Origin of the sequence: Burkholderia sp. Ax-1719 (assembly GCF_011753055.1) — a bacterium.
GTDB lineage: Bacteria > Pseudomonadota > Gammaproteobacteria > Burkholderiales > Burkholderiaceae > Paraburkholderia.
In genome coordinates, this window is the sequence record NZ_VWWJ01000046.1 from 1 (window position 1) to 15,654 (window position 15,654).

The 15,654-nt window shown below is 65.9% G+C and carries 14 protein-coding genes and 1 pseudogene; 10 read left to right on the forward strand and 5 right to left on the reverse strand.

Annotated elements, in window-relative coordinates; genetic code table 11:
* The 7 genes from F3J17_RS34710 to flhA all read left to right on the forward strand — a co-directional run.
* Positions 1 to 681, forward strand: a 681-nt coding sequence (locus tag F3J17_RS34710) for a chemotaxis protein CheB (RefSeq protein WP_275692940.1), incomplete at its 5' end; no start/stop codon positions are given.
* A 171-nt stretch (positions 682 to 852) separates the two neighbouring features.
* A complete protein-coding gene (cheY, locus tag F3J17_RS34715; RefSeq protein WP_167070163.1) occupies positions 853 to 1,248 on the forward strand; it encodes a chemotaxis response regulator CheY in 396 nt (131 codons plus the stop codon).
* Between the two features lies 1 nt (position 1,249).
* Positions 1,250 to 1,960, forward strand: a complete 711-nt coding sequence (gene cheZ / locus F3J17_RS34720; RefSeq protein WP_167070164.1) for a protein phosphatase CheZ — start codon at positions 1,250 to 1,252, stop codon at positions 1,958 to 1,960.
* Positions 1,961 to 2,410: 450 nt separating this feature from the next.
* Positions 2,411 to 2,884: a DUF2844 domain-containing protein gene (locus tag F3J17_RS34725; RefSeq protein WP_240161263.1), complete on the forward strand. Its 474-nt coding sequence runs from the start codon at positions 2,411 to 2,413 to the stop codon at positions 2,882 to 2,884.
* An 80-nt stretch (positions 2,885 to 2,964) separates the two neighbouring features.
* Positions 2,965 to 4,206 carry a DUF3443 domain-containing protein gene (locus tag F3J17_RS34730; protein ID WP_167070215.1) on the forward strand — a complete coding sequence of 414 codons (1,242 nt, stop codon included), beginning with the start codon at positions 2,965 to 2,967 and terminating at the stop codon, positions 4,204 to 4,206.
* A gap of 239 nt (positions 4,207 to 4,445) precedes the next feature.
* Positions 4,446 to 5,744 carry a flagellar biosynthesis protein FlhB gene (gene flhB, locus F3J17_RS34735; RefSeq protein WP_167070168.1) on the forward strand — a complete coding sequence of 433 codons (1,299 nt, stop codon included), beginning with the start codon at positions 4,446 to 4,448 and terminating at the stop codon, positions 5,742 to 5,744.
* Positions 5,744 to 7,843, forward strand: coding sequence for a flagellar biosynthesis protein FlhA (gene flhA / locus F3J17_RS34740; RefSeq protein ID WP_167070170.1), 2,100 nt, complete (start codon positions 5,744 to 5,746; stop codon positions 7,841 to 7,843). The genes flhB and flhA overlap by 1 nt, the downstream gene beginning before the upstream one ends.
* Positions 7,844 to 7,999: 156 nt before the next feature.
* On the opposite strand, the gene F3J17_RS34745 is transcribed toward flhA, so the two are convergent.
* Together F3J17_RS34745 and F3J17_RS34750 are read right to left on the reverse strand one after the other, a co-directional pair.
* Positions 8,000 to 8,290 carry a type II toxin-antitoxin system RelE/ParE family toxin gene (locus F3J17_RS34745; protein ID WP_167070172.1) on the reverse strand — a complete coding sequence of 97 codons (291 nt, stop codon included), beginning with the start codon at positions 8,288 to 8,290 and terminating at the stop codon, positions 8,000 to 8,002.
* Entirely contained in the window at positions 8,277 to 8,525 is a 249-nt protein-coding gene (locus F3J17_RS34750; protein WP_167070174.1) for a type II toxin-antitoxin system prevent-host-death family antitoxin, read from the reverse strand. Before F3J17_RS34750 ends, F3J17_RS34745 begins: the two co-directional genes overlap by 14 nt.
* A gap of 360 nt (positions 8,526 to 8,885) precedes the next feature.
* Between F3J17_RS34750 and flhF the strand changes: the two genes are divergently transcribed.
* From flhF to F3J17_RS34765, 3 genes and pseudogenes are all read left to right on the forward strand, one after another.
* The gene (flhF, locus tag F3J17_RS34755; RefSeq protein ID WP_167070176.1) at positions 8,886 to 10,955 is read left to right on the forward strand and encodes a flagellar biosynthesis protein FlhF; all 2,070 of its coding nucleotides are present in this window, start codon (positions 8,886 to 8,888) and stop codon (positions 10,953 to 10,955) included.
* Positions 10,948 to 11,730: pseudogene (locus F3J17_RS34760) on the forward strand (MinD/ParA family protein); the annotation flags it as partial. The gene flhF and the pseudogene F3J17_RS34760, both read left to right, overlap by 8 nt.
* A gap of 396 nt (positions 11,731 to 12,126) precedes the next feature.
* Positions 12,127 to 12,858: an RNA polymerase sigma factor FliA gene (locus F3J17_RS34765; RefSeq protein WP_167070178.1), complete on the forward strand. Its 732-nt coding sequence runs from the start codon at positions 12,127 to 12,129 to the stop codon at positions 12,856 to 12,858.
* Between the two features lie 196 nt (positions 12,859 to 13,054).
* On the opposite strand, the gene F3J17_RS34770 is transcribed toward F3J17_RS34765, so the two are convergent.
* The 3 genes from F3J17_RS34770 to flgA all read right to left on the reverse strand — a co-directional run bounded on the left by F3J17_RS34770 (position 13,055) and on the right by flgA (position 15,449).
* Positions 13,055 to 13,501, reverse strand: a complete 447-nt coding sequence (locus tag F3J17_RS34770) for a flagellar protein FlgN (RefSeq protein WP_167070180.1) — start codon at positions 13,499 to 13,501, stop codon at positions 13,055 to 13,057.
* 59 nt (positions 13,502 to 13,560) lie between these two features.
* Complete coding sequence (gene flgM / locus F3J17_RS34775; RefSeq protein WP_240161265.1) at positions 13,561 to 13,869, reverse strand: flagellar biosynthesis anti-sigma factor FlgM; 309 nt, start codon at positions 13,867 to 13,869, stop codon at positions 13,561 to 13,563.
* Positions 13,870 to 14,114: 245 nt separating this feature from the next.
* Complete coding sequence (gene flgA, locus F3J17_RS34780) at positions 14,115 to 15,449, reverse strand: flagellar basal body P-ring formation chaperone FlgA (RefSeq protein ID WP_240161264.1); 1,335 nt, start codon at positions 15,447 to 15,449, stop codon at positions 14,115 to 14,117.
* Positions 15,450 to 15,654 lie beyond the last annotated feature (205 nt).

The window sequence follows — 15,654 nt, forward strand, 5'->3', positions numbered from 1 at the left end:
CCCCATGCGGCCGCACACGCCTCGCATGGCGCCCACGCGCATGCGCCGGTCGCCGCCGCGCCGATGATCAACAACCCGCTGCTGTCGACCGAAAAGCTGATCATCGTCGGCGCATCGACGGGCGGCACCGAAGCGATCCGCGAAGTGCTGCAGCCGCTGCCGCCCGACGCGCCCGCGGTGCTGATCGCGCAGCACATGCCGCCGGGTTTCACGAAGTCGTTCGCGCAGCGCCTGAACGGCCTGTGCCGCATCACCGTGAAGGAAGCGGAGCACGGCGAACGCGTGCTGCCCGGTCACGCCTATATCGCGCCGGGCCACGCCCACCTGCTGCTCGCGCGCAGCGGCGCGAACTACATCGCGCACCTGTCCGACGACCCGCCGGTGAACCGGCATCGTCCGTCGGTGGACGTGCTGTTCCGCTCGGCGGCGCAGCACGCGGGCAAGAACGCCATCGGCGTGATCCTGACGGGCATGGGCCGCGACGGCGCGGCGGGCCTGCTGGAGATGCGCAAGGCCGGTGCCTTCACGCTGGCGCAGGACGAAGCGAGCTGCATCGTGTTCGGCATGCCGCGCGAAGCGATTGCGCTGGGCGCCGCCGACGAGATCGCCTCGCTCTCCGATATGAGCCGCCGCGTGATGACGCGACTGGCCTCGATGGGCGATCGTGTGCAGCGCGTCTAAAGTTATTTGCGCAAACGCCGCAAACACAGGGAGTGGCGCTTGCGCATCGATATTTCGAGAAATCGCAGGGCTCTGTAAGGGTTGTGCGATCGATCACGATTAATTTATCTGGATAGGCACCGCGCTTGTCTGGATAATTGCCCGGGTTTTAGCCTGGAGAATGGAACCGAGATGGATAAGGGAATGAAGATTCTGGTTGTGGACGACTTTCCGACGATGCGCCGGATTGTCCGCAACCTGCTCAAGGAACTGGGCTACGCGAACGTCGATGAAGCCGAAGACGGCGCAGCGGGCCTCGCGCGCCTGCGTGGCGGCAACTACGATTTCGTGATTTCCGACTGGAACATGCCGAACCTCGACGGTCTCGCCATGCTCAAGGAAATCCGCGCCGACGCGTCGCTCACGCACCTGCCGGTGCTGATGGTGACCGCCGAGTCGAAGAAGGAAAACATCATCGCCGCCGCCCAGGCGGGCGCCAGCGGCTACGTCGTGAAGCCGTTCACGGCGGCGACGCTTGACGAGAAGCTCAACAAGATTCTCGAAAAGATGGCGAAGACCGGGAGCTGACGTGAACGAGCCCATTGATGCGTCCGCGCAGGACGACGCCGGCGAATCGGGCGAGTTCGCGACGGACCGCATTCTCGCGCGCATCGGCCAGCTGACGCGCACGCTGCGCGACTCGATGCGCGAGCTTGGTCTCGACAAGCACGTGGAGCGCGCCGCCGAAGCGGTGCCCGACGCGCGCGACCGGCTGCGCTATGTCGCCGACATGACCGAGCAGGCGGCCGTGCGCGTGCTGACCGCGATCGAACTCGCCAAGCCGATGCAGGAAAAGCTCGAAGCCGACGCGAAGGTGCTGTCGGCGCGCTGGGCGACCTGGTACGACGCACCGATCGGGCGCGAGGAAGTGCGCGCGCTGATGGACGACACGCGACAGTTCCTCGACGTGGTGCCGCAAACGACCGCGGCGACGAACCAGCACCTGCTCGAAATCATGCTTGCGCAGGATTTCCAGGATCTGACCGGCCAGGTGATCAAGAAGATCATGGACGTGGTCTATCTGATCGAGCAGCAACTGCTGACGGTGCTGGTCGAGAACATCGCGCCCGAGCGGCGCGAACAGTTCGCGGCCACGGCGGCGGCGCTTGCCGAGGTGCACGCGAGCACGGGCAGCCCCGAAGGTCTGCTCAATGGCCCGCAGATCAATCCGGAAGGCAAGGCCGACGTGATGCAGGACCAGGCGCAGGTCGACGACCTGCTGGCAAGCCTCGGCTTCTGACGCAAAGGATGGGGTTGGGCGTCGCGTAATCCGCGGATGAAGCACGGATGATGCGCGGCGCTTAACAACCGTCGCGGCGGGCGCATTCTGGCCCTTCGGCGATCTGTCGCATGTCATGTGGGACAGGCATACTAGAGGACGTTCGCTCATTGCCGCAGCAGGCCGCACCCACGCGCGCCGTCGCGGTGCAACGAAGCGAAGTCTGCCGTTCCCTGCCGAGCCGTCGTCCGCCCTCTTGCCGTCGCCCGCTGTCATGATCCGGGCCGCCGGGCGTCACGCCTCACGCGGAGGAACGCGCCACCGAGAGAAGGGAGGGCCGCCTTGAATCCGCAACGATCGACCACTGAGTCAGGCGCGACGGGAACACCCGTCGGCACATCTGTTTTATCCACTCCGTTATTCAAGCATGCGGCATCGCGCTTCGCTTTCGCCGCTCTATGCGCAATGGGTATGTTGACCGGCTCGCAACCGGCCAGCGCCGCGCTTGGCGCTGCGCCCATGACCACGCCGTCCGGTGCGAGCGTCAACACCACGTCCGGGGCCGCGTCCTCCGTGGCGCGTCAGGCTGCCCAGAGCACCTCGTCCGGCACCTCATCGTCGAGCACTTCCGCCGCCTACACCGTGCGCGAGACCACACTCGCCAACGGCACGGCCGTGCGCGAGTATCTTTCGAGCGCCGGTACGGTGTTCGCGGTCGCCTGGAGCGGGCCGCAGATGCCCGACCTTTCCACGCTGCTCGGCACCTACTTCCCGCAGTACGTCGCGGGCGTGCAGGCGAGCCGCGCGAAGGGCGTGCGCGGGCCGGGCGCGGTCGAGAACAGCGCAGTCGTCGTGCATTCGGGCGGCCATATGGGCGCCTTCTCGGGTCAGGCGTGGCTGCCGTCGGCGTTGCCGTCGGGCTTCAGCACGTCTGACATCCAATGACGAACGGGAGGCGACGCGTGTTCAACTACAGATTCCTCAACGCCCTCGTTCGCGAGAAGCGCAGCTTCGTGCTCGCGCTGATGTTCTCCCTGACGGCGGGTCTGGCCGCATGCGGCGGCGGTGGCGGCAGTTCCAGCTCCAGTAGCAGCGGTTCGAGCAGTTCGGGCAGCAGCAGCGATACCTCGTCGCTGCCCGCCGGCCCCACCCAGCAGCCGATCGCCGCGACCTCCGCCAACACCGTCGCCGTGACGGTCAACAGCGGCGTCACCAACTCGATGCCGAACATTCCCACCGTCAGCGTGACGGTCTGCGTGGCGAACAGCACCACCTGCCAGACCATCGCCAACGTCCAGGTGGATACCGGCTCGTACGGTCTGCGCATCCTCAATTCGGCGCTCAGCAGCACCATGCAGAGCGCGCTGCCGAAGGTCACCTCGGGCACCAGCACGCTGGCCGAATGCACGGCGTTCGCGGACGGCTACACCTGGGGCACGGTGCGCACCGCCGACGTCAAGCTCAGCGGCGAAACGGCCAGCGCCATCCCGATCCAGGTGATCGGCGACCTCGCCACCTCCACGGTGCCGCAGGCCTGCGCGAACATCGGCGCGGCGCAGAACACCACTTCGGCGCTGGGGGCCAATGGCATTCTGGGTATCGGCGTCGCGCCGTGGGACTGCGGCGCCAACTGCGTGACGGTGACGAACAGCAACTACTTCGCCTGCCCGAACGGCACCAACTGCAGCCAGACGGCGGTGGCGCTCAAGCAGCAGGTGGCCAATCCGGTTGCGCACTTCACCACCGACAACAACGGCGTGATCCTGCAGATGCCGCCCGTTTCCAACAGCGGCCAGGCCACGGCCACGGGCACGCTGGTGTTCGGTATCGGCACGCAGTCGAACAACGTGATGTCGGCCTCGCAGCGCTTCACTACCAACGCCTGGGGCGACCTCTCGACGACCTTCAACAGCCGCTCGCTGACGGCGTTCCTGGATTCGGGCTCGAACGGCATTTTCTTCGCCGATAGCGCCATCACCCAGTGCGGCGGCGATCTCGGCGCGTTCTACTGCCCGTCCACGGGGCTGACTTTCACCACCACGCTGGTCGACCAGAACAACGACTCGGGCAGCATCAGCTTCAACGTGGCGAACGCCTCGACGCTGCTCGGCAACACCAGCTTCTTCGCCTTCAACGACCTGGCGGGGCAGTTCGGTTCCAATTCGAGCCTCGATCTCGGCCTGCCGTTCTTCTACGGCCGCTACGTCTATTACGGGATCGATCAGACCGGCACTGGCGGCACGCAGGCGCCTTACGTCGCGTTCTGATCGGCAGCCTGGGAGCTTGAAGCGCAACGCTTCAAGCTCCTGATTCCTCGCTCAAAACCTGTCCCCGTTTTCTTCCTGCGCATTTCCGCGCGCACCCATCCGGTGAAATACCCGGGTTTCCCTGTCCTACTCCGTCAATCGCTGCTTGCCCCTGAAGGCAATAATCGCTCTCACTGAAAAAGGGCGTACGCCGTCACCACCTGGGTGGCGGGCTGCGTGCGCCGCCGACCGGAGCATCTGTGGCAGAGGACAGCGACCTCGAAAAAACCGAATCAGCCACTCCCAAGCGCCTCGAAAAGGCGCGGGAGGAGGGGCAGATTGCGCGTTCGCGGGAGCTTTCCACGTTTGCGCTGCTATCGGCGGGTTGTTTTGGCGCCTGGCTGATGTCGGACACCATCGGTGGCCATTTGCTGGCGATGCTGCGCGGCGCATTGACGTTCGATCACGCCAGCGCTTTCGAAACCAAACGCATGCTTACCGGCGCAGGCGTCGCCGCGCGCGAAGGCATTTTCGCGGTGCTGCCCGTGCTCGCGCTGACCGGCGCCGCCGCGCTGCTCGCACCGCTGGCGCTGGGCGGCTGGCTGTTCTCGACCAAGTCGATCGGCGTGAAGTTCGACCGCCTCAATCCGATGACGGGCCTCGGACGCATCTTTTCCCTGAACGGGCCGGTGCAGTTGGGCATGTCGATGGTGAAGACGCTGCTGGTGGGCGCGATCGGCGGCTCGGCGCTGTGGAATCATCGCGAGGAAATTCTGGGTCTGGGCATGCAGCCCGCGCCGCGCGCCTTCGCCGATGCCTTTCACCTGATCGTGGTGTGCTGCGGCATGACGGTCGCGGGCATGTTCCTGCTGGCCGCCATCGACGTGCCGTATCAGCTCTGGTCGTATCACCGCAAGCTGCGCATGACGAAGGAAGAAGTGAAGCGCGAGCACCGCGAAAACGAAGGCGATCCGCACGTGAAAGGCCGCATTCGCCAGCAGCAGCGCGCCATGGCGCGCCGCCGCATGATGGCGCAGGTGCCCAAGGCCGACGTGGTGGTGACCAACCCGACGCACTTCGCCGTGGCGCTGCAATACGCCGATGGCGAAATGCGCGCACCGAAGGTGGTCGCCAAGGGCGTGAACCTGGTGGCGGCGCGTATCCGCGAAATCGCCACTGAGAACAACATTCCGCTGCTCGAAGCGCCGCCGCTGGCCCGCGCGCTCTATCACAACGTCGATCTGAACCGCGAAATTCCCGGCCCGCTCTACGGCGCGGTCGCGCAGGTGCTCGCGTGGGTCTATCAGCTCAAGCGTTTCCGCGAACATGGCGGCGATGTGCCGATGGCGCCGACCGACCTGGACGTGCCGCCCGAACTCGACAAGGGCGGCGTGAGCGACGAGGACGCCGCCGAGGAAGCCGACGAAACGCTGTCGCCGGAAGACGGCGCGGCAACTAACACGGCTGCCGCAGCGAATGCCGCGAATGCAGCACCGAATCAAGCAAGCACCGCAGGTCGCGCCGACACCGCGCGCGACGGCAATGAAGGAGCAACGTAATGAACGCCCGCACCGGTTTCCTCGCGCGGCGCCCAGAGATGCTGCAAAGCACGAATCTGCGCGCACTCGCCGGGCCGATCCTGATCTGCATGATCCTCGGCATGATGATCCTGCCGTTGCCGCCGTTCCTGCTGGATCTGCTGTTTACCTTCAACATCGCGCTTTCGGTGATGGTGCTGCTGGTCAGCATGTACACCATGAAGCCGCTCGACTTCGCCGCGTTCCCGAGCGTGCTGCTGTTCTCCACGCTGCTGCGCCTGTCGCTGAACGTGGCCTCCACGCGTATCGTGCTGCTCGAAGGCCACACCGGCCCCGACGCCGCCGGCAAGGTGATCGAGTCGTTCGGTCACTTCCTCGTGGGCGGCAACTTCGCCGTGGGTATCGTGGTGTTCGTGATCCTGATGGTCATCAACTTCATGGTGATCACCAAGGGCGCGGGGCGTATCGCGGAAGTGTCCGCGCGCTTCACGCTCGACGCGATGCCCGGCAAGCAGATGGCGATCGACGCCGACCTCAACGCTGGTCTCATCAACGAAGAAGCCGCCCGCAAGCGCCGTACGGAAATCGCCCAGGAAGCCGAGTTCTACGGCTCCATGGACGGCGCCAGCAAGTTCGTGCGCGGCGATGCGATCGCCGGTCTCTTGATCATGGCGATCAACATCATCGGCGGCCTGATCGTGGGCGTGGTGCAGCACGGCATGGCGTTTGGCGCGGCGGGCGAGACCTACACGCTGCTGACCATCGGTGACGGCCTCGTTGCGCAGATTCCGTCGCTGGTGATTTCGACGGCCGCCGGTGTGATCGTGTCGCGCGTGGCGACCAACGAAGACATCGGCACGCAGCTGACGGGCCAGCTCTTCACCAACCCGCGCGTGCTGATGATCACCGGCTCGATCATCCTGATGATGGGCCTGATTCCGGGCATGCCGCACTTCGCGTTCTTGCTGCTGGGCGGCGGCGCGATCCAGCTTGGCCGCGTGATGAAGAAGAACGCCGAGGCGAAAAAGGCGAGCGCCGTGCTGGCGGACGTGCTGCCCGCCGCCGCCGCGCCGGTCGAGAACACCGAAGCGAGCTGGGACGACGTGGCGCTCATCGACACGCTGGGCCTGGAAGTGGGCTACCGCATCATTCCGCTGGTCGACAAGAACACCGACGGCGAACTGCTCAAGCGCATCAAGAGCATCCGCAAGAAGTTCGCCCAGGAAATCGGCTTTTTGCCGCCGGTTATCCATATCCGCGACAACCTGGAATTGCGTCCGAATGCGTATCGCATCACGCTCAAGGGCGTGGAAGTGGGCTCGGGCGAGGCGTATCCGGGCCAGTGGCTGGCGATCAATCCGGGCCAGGTGAGCGCGGTGCTGCCAGGCACGCCGACCACTGACCCTGCGTTCGGCCTGCCGGCGATCTGGATCGATTCGAACATGCGCGAACAGGCGCAGGTGTTCGGCTACACGGTGGTCGATTCGAGCACGGTGGTGGCGACCCATCTGAATCACCTCGTGGTGACGCACGCCGCCGAACTGCTCGGCCGCCGCGAAGTGCAGGCGCTGCTGGAGCGCGTGCAGAAAGACACGCCTTCGCTGGTCGACGATCTGGTGCCGAAGATCATGCAGGTCACCACGCTGCAGAAGGTGCTGCAGAACCTGCTGGAAGAAGGCGTGCCGATCCGCGACATGCGCACGATCATGGAATCGCTCGCCGAGCACGCGCCGCGCGTGCCCGACGCGCACGACCTCACGGCGGCGGTGCGCATCTCGCTGGGCCGCGCGATCACGCAGCAGTGGTTCCCGGGCAACGGCGATATGCAGGTGATGGGGCTCGACGCCAATCTGGAGCGCGTGCTGTCGCAGACGCTGACCTCAGGGCCGAATCCGGGGCTGGAGCCGGGCCTCGCGCATACGCTGCTCACGCAGACCGAAATGGCGATGGGCCGTCAGCAGGTGCTGGGTCTGGCGCCGGTGCTGCTGGTGCAGCATGCGCTGCGGCCGATGCTTTCGCGCTTCCTGCGCCGCAGCCTGCCGCAGCTCAAGGTGCTGTCGTACGCGGAAGTGCCGGATACGCGCAATGTGAAGGTGGTGAATGTGGTGGGGGTGGGTTGAGGGAAGTGAGAGCAGGCGCCGGACCGGATTGATGCTCGGTACTGAGTGTGCCTTTCCGGAGTGCCGCCAGGTCTTCGAATCCTTGCTGTAATGCGTCGAACAGGCGTGGCTTTTTCAATTTGCGCTCCCCGGAATGCCCGCAATTCGCGGGCATTTTTACGTCAGGCGGGTGTGGGCCTTTCGATACGCCGCGTTCGCTTCCCGCTTGCCGATTGCGATCACCAGCACGATTAGCTCGTCGTCGATGACCTGATAGATCAAGCGATAACCCGAGGCGACGAGTTTGACCTTGTAGGCGTCGCCCATGCCGCCCAATTTCGCCGATTTGACGCGCGGCTTTATCAGCCGCTCGGTTAGCTTCTTCGTGAACTGCCGTCGAACAGTGGCATCGAGGCGCTCCCATTCCTTAAGCGCATCTTCGTGAAAGTGCAAGTCATAGGTCTTCAAGCTTGACTCTCACCTTCTTGCGACCGTCATTCAGGCGGGAGCGCGCAAGTTCCACGAGCTCGATGTCTTCGAGCCGGTCACAGATGGCCTCCCATTCGCTTGCGGGAATCAGGTAAGCAACCGGCTTGTTCCGGTTGAGGATTGCGACGGGACCGTCGGCTTGTTCGATCGCTGCCATTGGGTTCACCTTCAGTTCGCTGATGCCAATCGATGCTCTTGCCAGGATGCTTTCCATTTTGCGGATTCCTCAAGTAAAGCGAACACGTCGCAGGCGGCTCGCGGTGACGCCGATCAATAGACCAAATTATAGGTCGAATATTTAGTCGCATATTTGGTCTCCACGACCTCGCATGATCTATCGCCTGGTGGCGAGAATTGATGGGCTCCAATCGCGGGCCTCCATCCCCCACCTCATCTCATTGGCCGAATTACCCACATTTCCCCGTCCTGATCCATCGATCGTGAGTGGCTCACCTTCGAAATAATTCCAACATCGGAGAAGGGTTCACGCGGTGCGTGTTCCCGCAGTGATCCAGACGCAATTCAACGGCATACGACAGGCGGCGCAGGCCGCTTACCTCATCAGGGGCATAGCTTGAACATTCGCAAATTCATCGGTGGCAATAGCCGCGACGCTCTGCGCCTCGTGCGCGAAGCGCTGGGTGCGGACGCCGTCGTCCTGTCGAACCGCACGCTCGACGATGGCACGGTCGAGATCGTCGCCCTCGCGGACAGCGACCTCGCGGCCATCGCGCCCGCGGATGCAGCGCCCCTCGGTGCGGCTCAACCGCAATCGTCGTCGCCCTCCCAGGCGCTCGCCACGCGCATGCAGCGCGCAGCGACCGCCGCGCTGCCCGGCGTCGCCACGTCGATGAGCGCGCCCGCTGCCGCCGCTTCGGCAGCCGCGGCGAGCTTCGGCAACCCCTACGCGAGCGGCGGCATGCCCGACGTGTTCTCGTCGGTGTTCGGCGCGAGCCCGGAAGTGGGCGTGGAGCCGGGTGCTGCGGGCGCGGACAGCAAGAACGACGCCGATAGCGACGACGACAACGATCACGCCGACGACATCGGCGTCTCGCTGGCGCAAACGCTGCAACCGAAGCCCGCCAAGCCGGTGAACGCCGCCGCCTCGCGCGCCGCCGCCGGTCAGGCCGCGCAGCAATCGACCATGCCGCCGACCGCGCAGACGATGGCCGCCTCGCCGTTCGGCACCTTCCCGTCCAGCGCCGCCAACGCGAACGGCGCAGCCAACCGCTCGGCCTCGAACCCGTCCGCCGCGCGCGAAGCCGCTGCGCTGCTGGAGCAAGCCGTCGCGAATCCGTTCGGCGAACCGGCGAGCGCGCCGCGCACGATGGCCGAAACGAATCCCTGGCTGATCGATCACGCACGCCGTATCGCCAACCAGCAGAATCAGCAAGACAACGCCAAGGCGCCCGGCATGTCGCCGTCGGCGGCCATGGCCAAGGGTCTGGGCATGACCGCCGACCCGGTGCATCCCGCCGATATCGAAGCGAGCCAGCCGCAATGGGCGCTCGAAGCGGCCCACGCCGCCGCCCGTCGCGCCGCGCGCAGCATCGGCCAGAGTGCCGACGCAGCCGGTCCGGCGCCGTCCGAACAGGCCGCAGCCGCCGCCGCCGCGAATACGGCGCAAACGGTGAGCGAAGCGATCCGCTCGCGTATCGAGCAGGTCGTCAACGAGACCGTGATGAACGAGCTCGCGTCGATGCGCGGCATGATGGAAGAGCAGTTCGCGGGTCTGCTGTGGGGCGAGCGCCAGCGCCGCAGCCCGGTGCAGGGCGCGCTCACCAAGCAGTTGTTCGCAGCCGGTTTCTCGGCACAGCTCGTGAAGATGATGATCGAGCGTCTGCCGGATGTGGAAACCGAAGAAGCCGGCATGGAGTGGGTGCAGTCGGTGCTCGAATCGAATCTGCCGGTACTCGAAGACGAAGAAGCGCTGATGGAGCGCGGCGGCGTGTTCGCCCTGATGGGCCCGACGGGCGTAGGCAAGACCACGACCACCGCGAAGCTCGCCGCACGCTGCGTGATGCGCTTCGGCGCCAGCAAGGTCGCGCTGCTCACCACCGACAGCTACCGTATCGGCGGCCATGAGCAGCTGCGCATCTTCGGCAAGATCCTGGGCGTTTCCGTGCACGCGGTGCGCGACGGCGCCGATCTCGAACTCGCGCTCACCGAACTCAAGAGCAAGCACATCGTGCTGATCGACACGATCGGCATGAGCCAGCGCGACCGCGCGGTGGCCGACCAGATCGCCATGCTGTGCGGCACGGGCCGTCCGGTGCAGCGTCTCTTGCTGCTCTCGGCGACCAACCACGGCGACACGCTCAACGAAGTGGTGCAGGCCTATCAAAGCGGTCCGGACGAATCGCCGCTGACCGGCTGCATTCTCACCAAGCTCGACGAGGCCACCAACCTCGGCAGCACGCTCGATACGGTGCTGCGCTACAAGCTGCCGGTGCACTACGTCTCGACTGGCCAGAAGGTGCCTGAGAACCTGTACGTGGCCACGCGCCGCTTCCTGATTCGCAGCGCCTTCTGCGTGCCGCGCGACCGCTCGCCGTTCGTGCCGCATGAGGACGACATCCCCGCGCTGCTGTCGGCGTTGTCGAACCGCTCGAATTCGCAAGCCCACGAGGTCCGGTTTGGATAAGTTTGTGATCGATCAGGCAGAAGGCCTGCGGCGACTGCTGGCGCGCGAAGGTTCGCGCGTGATCGCGGTGACGGGCGGCCCCGGCGCGCCGGGACGTACCACCGCCGTGATCAACCTGGCGGCCGCGCTGACCGCGCAAGGCAAGGACGTGCTCATCATCGACGAATGCCTCGGGCCGCGTTCGGTGAGCGGGCTGCTCGGCGGCGTGCGCGGCGCGGGCAACTTCGCGGCGGTGATGCGCGGCGAGATGGCGCTCGACGAAGCGGTGGGGCGTCATGCTCTGGGCTTCGGCGTGCTGGCCGCCTCGCGCGAGCACCGCGCGCAGTACACCAGCGCGCAACTGAACAAGGTGTTGACCGGTCCCGCCGATTTCGTGCTGATCGATGCGCAGCTCGACGCCGAAGGCGCGCTGTCGCCGCTCGCGATGCACGCGCATGACCTGCTGATCGTGATGCGTGTTTCCGCGCAGGCGATCACCGATGCCTACGCCTGCATGAAACGGCTGCACTTCGCGCATGCGATCGGCCAGTTTCGCGTGCTGGCGAACCACATCGAGCATGGCCCGGAAGCGCAGGCCGCGTTCGAGAACCTCGCCGGGGTGGCCAGCCGCTACCTGACGGTGTCGATCGAAAACGCGGGCTGCGTGGCAGCGGACCCGCACATGCCGCGCGCGGTGCAACTGTCGCGCTGCATCGTCGATGCGTTCCCGTCGACGGCCGCGGCACGCGACTTCCGTCACGTGGCCGCCGAGCTGCCGCACTGGCCGATGCGCCCCGCGCTGTCGGCCCGTTCGACCGGCTCGGGCCGCTCGACGAGTTTCGCCGAGGCCGTGGCGGCGGATAACGCCCAGGCATCGGCAGCGAAGGTGGAAACCGCGCCTGCGGGCGTGGCGGCTGCCGCGGTATCGGCGCTCGCGAGCGGACAAGCAGGACAAGCGGGACACGCCGGACACGGCAATGCCGCTGAATCATTTGTTTCGACCGTCACTGGCGTTCCATCCGCGCCTGCGTCGGCCCATGCAGGATGGCGGGCGGACCCGCCCGTGCCGCGCCCGACGCCCCAGCACGCTTGACGTGCGGTGGCGACAAGCGCAGCAAGGGAAACAGCGACTAATTTGCATGGGATCGCAGCGGGCGTAAAAGCGCCCGGCTGCGGTCGAGAGGAGAGCACGATGTACAACGCTCAAGGAAAGATTTCGCAGGCCGATGTGCTGGCGAAATACGCGCCGCTGGTACGGCGCCTGGGTCTGCAACTCGTGGCGAAGATGCCCGCGAGCGTGGATCTGGATGACTTGATCCAGGCCGGCATGATCGGCCTGATGGATGCCGCCAACCGCTACAAGGAAGACCAGGGCGCGCAGTTCGAAACCTACGCCAGCCAGCGCATTCGCGGCGCGATGCTCGACGAGCTGCGCAGCAACGACTGGCTGCCGCGCAGCCTGCGCCGCACCTCGCGCGAGGTGGAGAGCGCGGTGCACAAGGTCGAACAGCGTCTGGGCCGCGCCGCGAGCGAAACCGAGATCGCCGACCATCTGGAAATGCCGCTCGACGAATATCAGTCGATGCTGCAGGACCTGCATGGCAGCCAGCTGATCTACTACGAAGACTTCGACCGCTCGGCCGACGACGAGCCGTTCCTCGACCGCTATTGCGTCGATCATTCGGACCCGCTCTCGGCGCTGCTCGATGACAGCCTGCGCGGCGCGCTGGTGGAAGCGATCGAGCGCCTGCCCGAGCGCGAAAAGCTGCTGATGTCGCTCTACTACGAGCGCGGCATGAACCTGCGCGAAATCGGCGCGGTGATGGAAGTCAGCGAATCGCGCGTGTGCCAGCTGCACAGCCAGGCGGTCGCGCGACTGCGTACGCGTCTGCGCGAGATGGCGTGGGCGGGGCAGGAGAACTGAATAAAGCACGGCGCCGCAAGATCGGCGCTACGGGGAGGGGGAAGCCGGAGCGTGTGAGCGCTTCGGCTTTTTTCTTTTGGGGGCGGCCGGGCGCGGGTTCATGCCGGTGCGTCGGCATCCCCAACCCCCAACGCAAAAAAACCGAAGCACCCAGGCTTCGGCTTTTCCCATCGTCTTTTACGGATCAATCAGTCAGTTACAGCCCGAACTGCGGCAAGCGTCCGTCCGGGCCGTACAGCATCGAAGTGCCGGTGTTCGTTTCGCCGCGCAGGATCGCCAGCGCCCGGCGGTTATGTTCCATGCGGGTGCGCACCATCATGCCGATGGTCAGGTTCTGCCGGCGCGCGCGCTCGGTCGAACCCTTGAGCAGTTCCCATTGCCCCAACAGACGCGCGTCGCCGTCGCAGGCCATTTCGATGCCCTTGCGCCCGGTCGGCAGGCCGAGGCCCTTGAGCTGCGCGTCGCGCACTTTCTCAAGACCGGACATGCGTTGCGTGAGCGTCGTCTTCTGCTCGACGATCTGCGGCAGCGAATCCATGCCGTCTGCCGTGGTGAGCGCCTTCTCCTCGAAGGCGAGCAGCGAGGCGAACGCCTCCACCGCGGCGTGTTCGTCGATCAATGTGGCGAGAAGAGCGTCTTTCATCGGGTACCACCGTTAAAGCGGGTTGTGCGGGACGGCCCGCCGCCGCGCTGTCTGGCTGACTAGCTGCCCGAAGCAGCCGGCTTCACCAGTCCGCGCGCCGTTTCCAGAATGCCATCGGCGATCTTGCCGGTGTCGATCTGCAGCGTGCCGTTCTTGATGGCGTCCTTGATCGACTGGACATGCGCCGTGTCGATGTCGGCTGAGCCGCTCGCCGCGAGCGAACGCAGCGAGGAAGAAAGGTTGGAAAGGCTCACGTTGGCGTCTCCGCTAGTGCCGCTCGTGCTGCCGGCGCTCGTCGCCGGGGCGCTGGAGGCCGTGTTGCCGGTCGTCGCGGTGCTTGCGGTTTCGCCTTGTTGCGCGCGCGTCAGGCCATCCTGCAGCGGGAGCGCGTCATTGCGGGTGGAGGTGTCGATTTTCACGATGGGGCTTCCTGATCCGTATGGCCTTTATAACGGCAAGGGGCCGCGCGAACTTTAGCGCGAATCTCCAGCGGTTACACGATGTTACGTGTCCTTACGCACATAGCCATCCTGAGCATTTTCGGGCCTGATCGAAATGCGTTTTGCATCAAGGTCGGGCGTCGATCGTGCCTCGACCGGATCATGAATCGTGCCTATATCTGCACCTGCACCGTTGCGGCGTCTTTCACCACGCCGCTGATGATCTGTCCGTTGGGGGTGCGCACGCGCACCAGCTGGCCCGGCGCGGCGTTGTTGAGCACGCTGCCTTCCGAGGAAATCGTGAAATTCGAGCCCACCGCGATCACCTTGACCGTCTGGCCGATCACCACCGACGAGGCGCTGCGCAGCATATCCGAGCGCAGCGGCAGGCCCGAGGTGATGCGCATGAGGGCAATCGCGCCGTTGGCCTGGGAGGGATCGGTGATGACGGTTTGCGGCAGCGTCGAGAGATCGCCGTCGCGCGGCACGTAGTCGACCGCGGACAGCGCCTCGCCCGGATTGATCTGGCGCGACGCGACGTAATAGGTGATCTGCACGATCACGCGGCCCTGCACGTAGAGCGTCCACGGCTTCGCGCCGACGCAGCGCACGCCCACCGTGGTGCGGCCGAAGCTGCGCGCGCCGGGCGGCATGAACGGTTCGAGCGCGTCGCAGGCCGCGAGGCCGCGCGGGAACACCGGCGCGACGCTCACTTCGACCTTGCCAGGCAAACCCGCCGATTGTTGCTGGAGATAGGTGAGGGCGGCGGCGCGGATGCGCTCGCCGTCTTCCTGGCCTGGCGGCACCGGCTGGACGGCCTGCGCCGCCTGAACGGCTTGCGCGGCCTGGCCGTATGCCGACGCGCTTTGCACGACGACCGGCGTCACCGCACGCGACGGCGCGGCCACGCTCACGCGCTGGAAGCCGCCTGCGTTGGCACTGGCGTTGGCGTTCATGCTGGCGGGCGGCACGCGCATCGGCTGCACGGCGCGCGCAATCGCGGGGCGCTGCATGGCCGATGCTACCGATGCAACCGGTGCGGCCGGCGTACCCGGCGAAGGAATCGTGACGATCTGCGGCGCATCACTGGCGGCCGCGTTCTGGGCGGCGGTGCCGCGTTCGCCCGCGCCGGGAATCGAAATCATGCCGCTCTGGGCGGCCGACGCCTGGCCCGCCTGCTGCTGCGCGCGCGAGTTCGCGCTATAGGCCAGCGATCTGGCGATTTCCGCATAAGCCGCGGCGTTGGCGGCGGCCTTGTTCTTCGACGGCTCGTTGAGCATCGCGCTCATGCGCTGCGCGTCCTCACCGGCGCGATCGCCGGGACCCGCGATATAGATCTGCTGGGCCGATGCATCGCTCTGCGCGTTGGCGGCGCCGCTCGCAAGCACGCCCGCAGCGGCAATCAAGGCGGCCACAGTGGCGCGCACAGCGGTTTTGCAGACCGAACGGCCGAGCGCGAGCCTTGGCGCTGCCGCGCGGCGTGCGCGGAGGTGGGCTGTCTGCGGCATGGTCGTTCTCCCTCTATTGCATTGACACGCCTCGCATTCTAGGTGGCGCGCCCAGCTTCCTGGCGTTGAATAGAGGGGCGAGTTACCGGCTATTCGTCCGATTGGTTCTTGCGTACCCCGCCTACTATTCCTCTCCATGCGAAAAGGCCTGCGCGTTCGATCCAAAGAACGGATGCGCGTTGAATGCGCCGACGCAGCCTTTCAT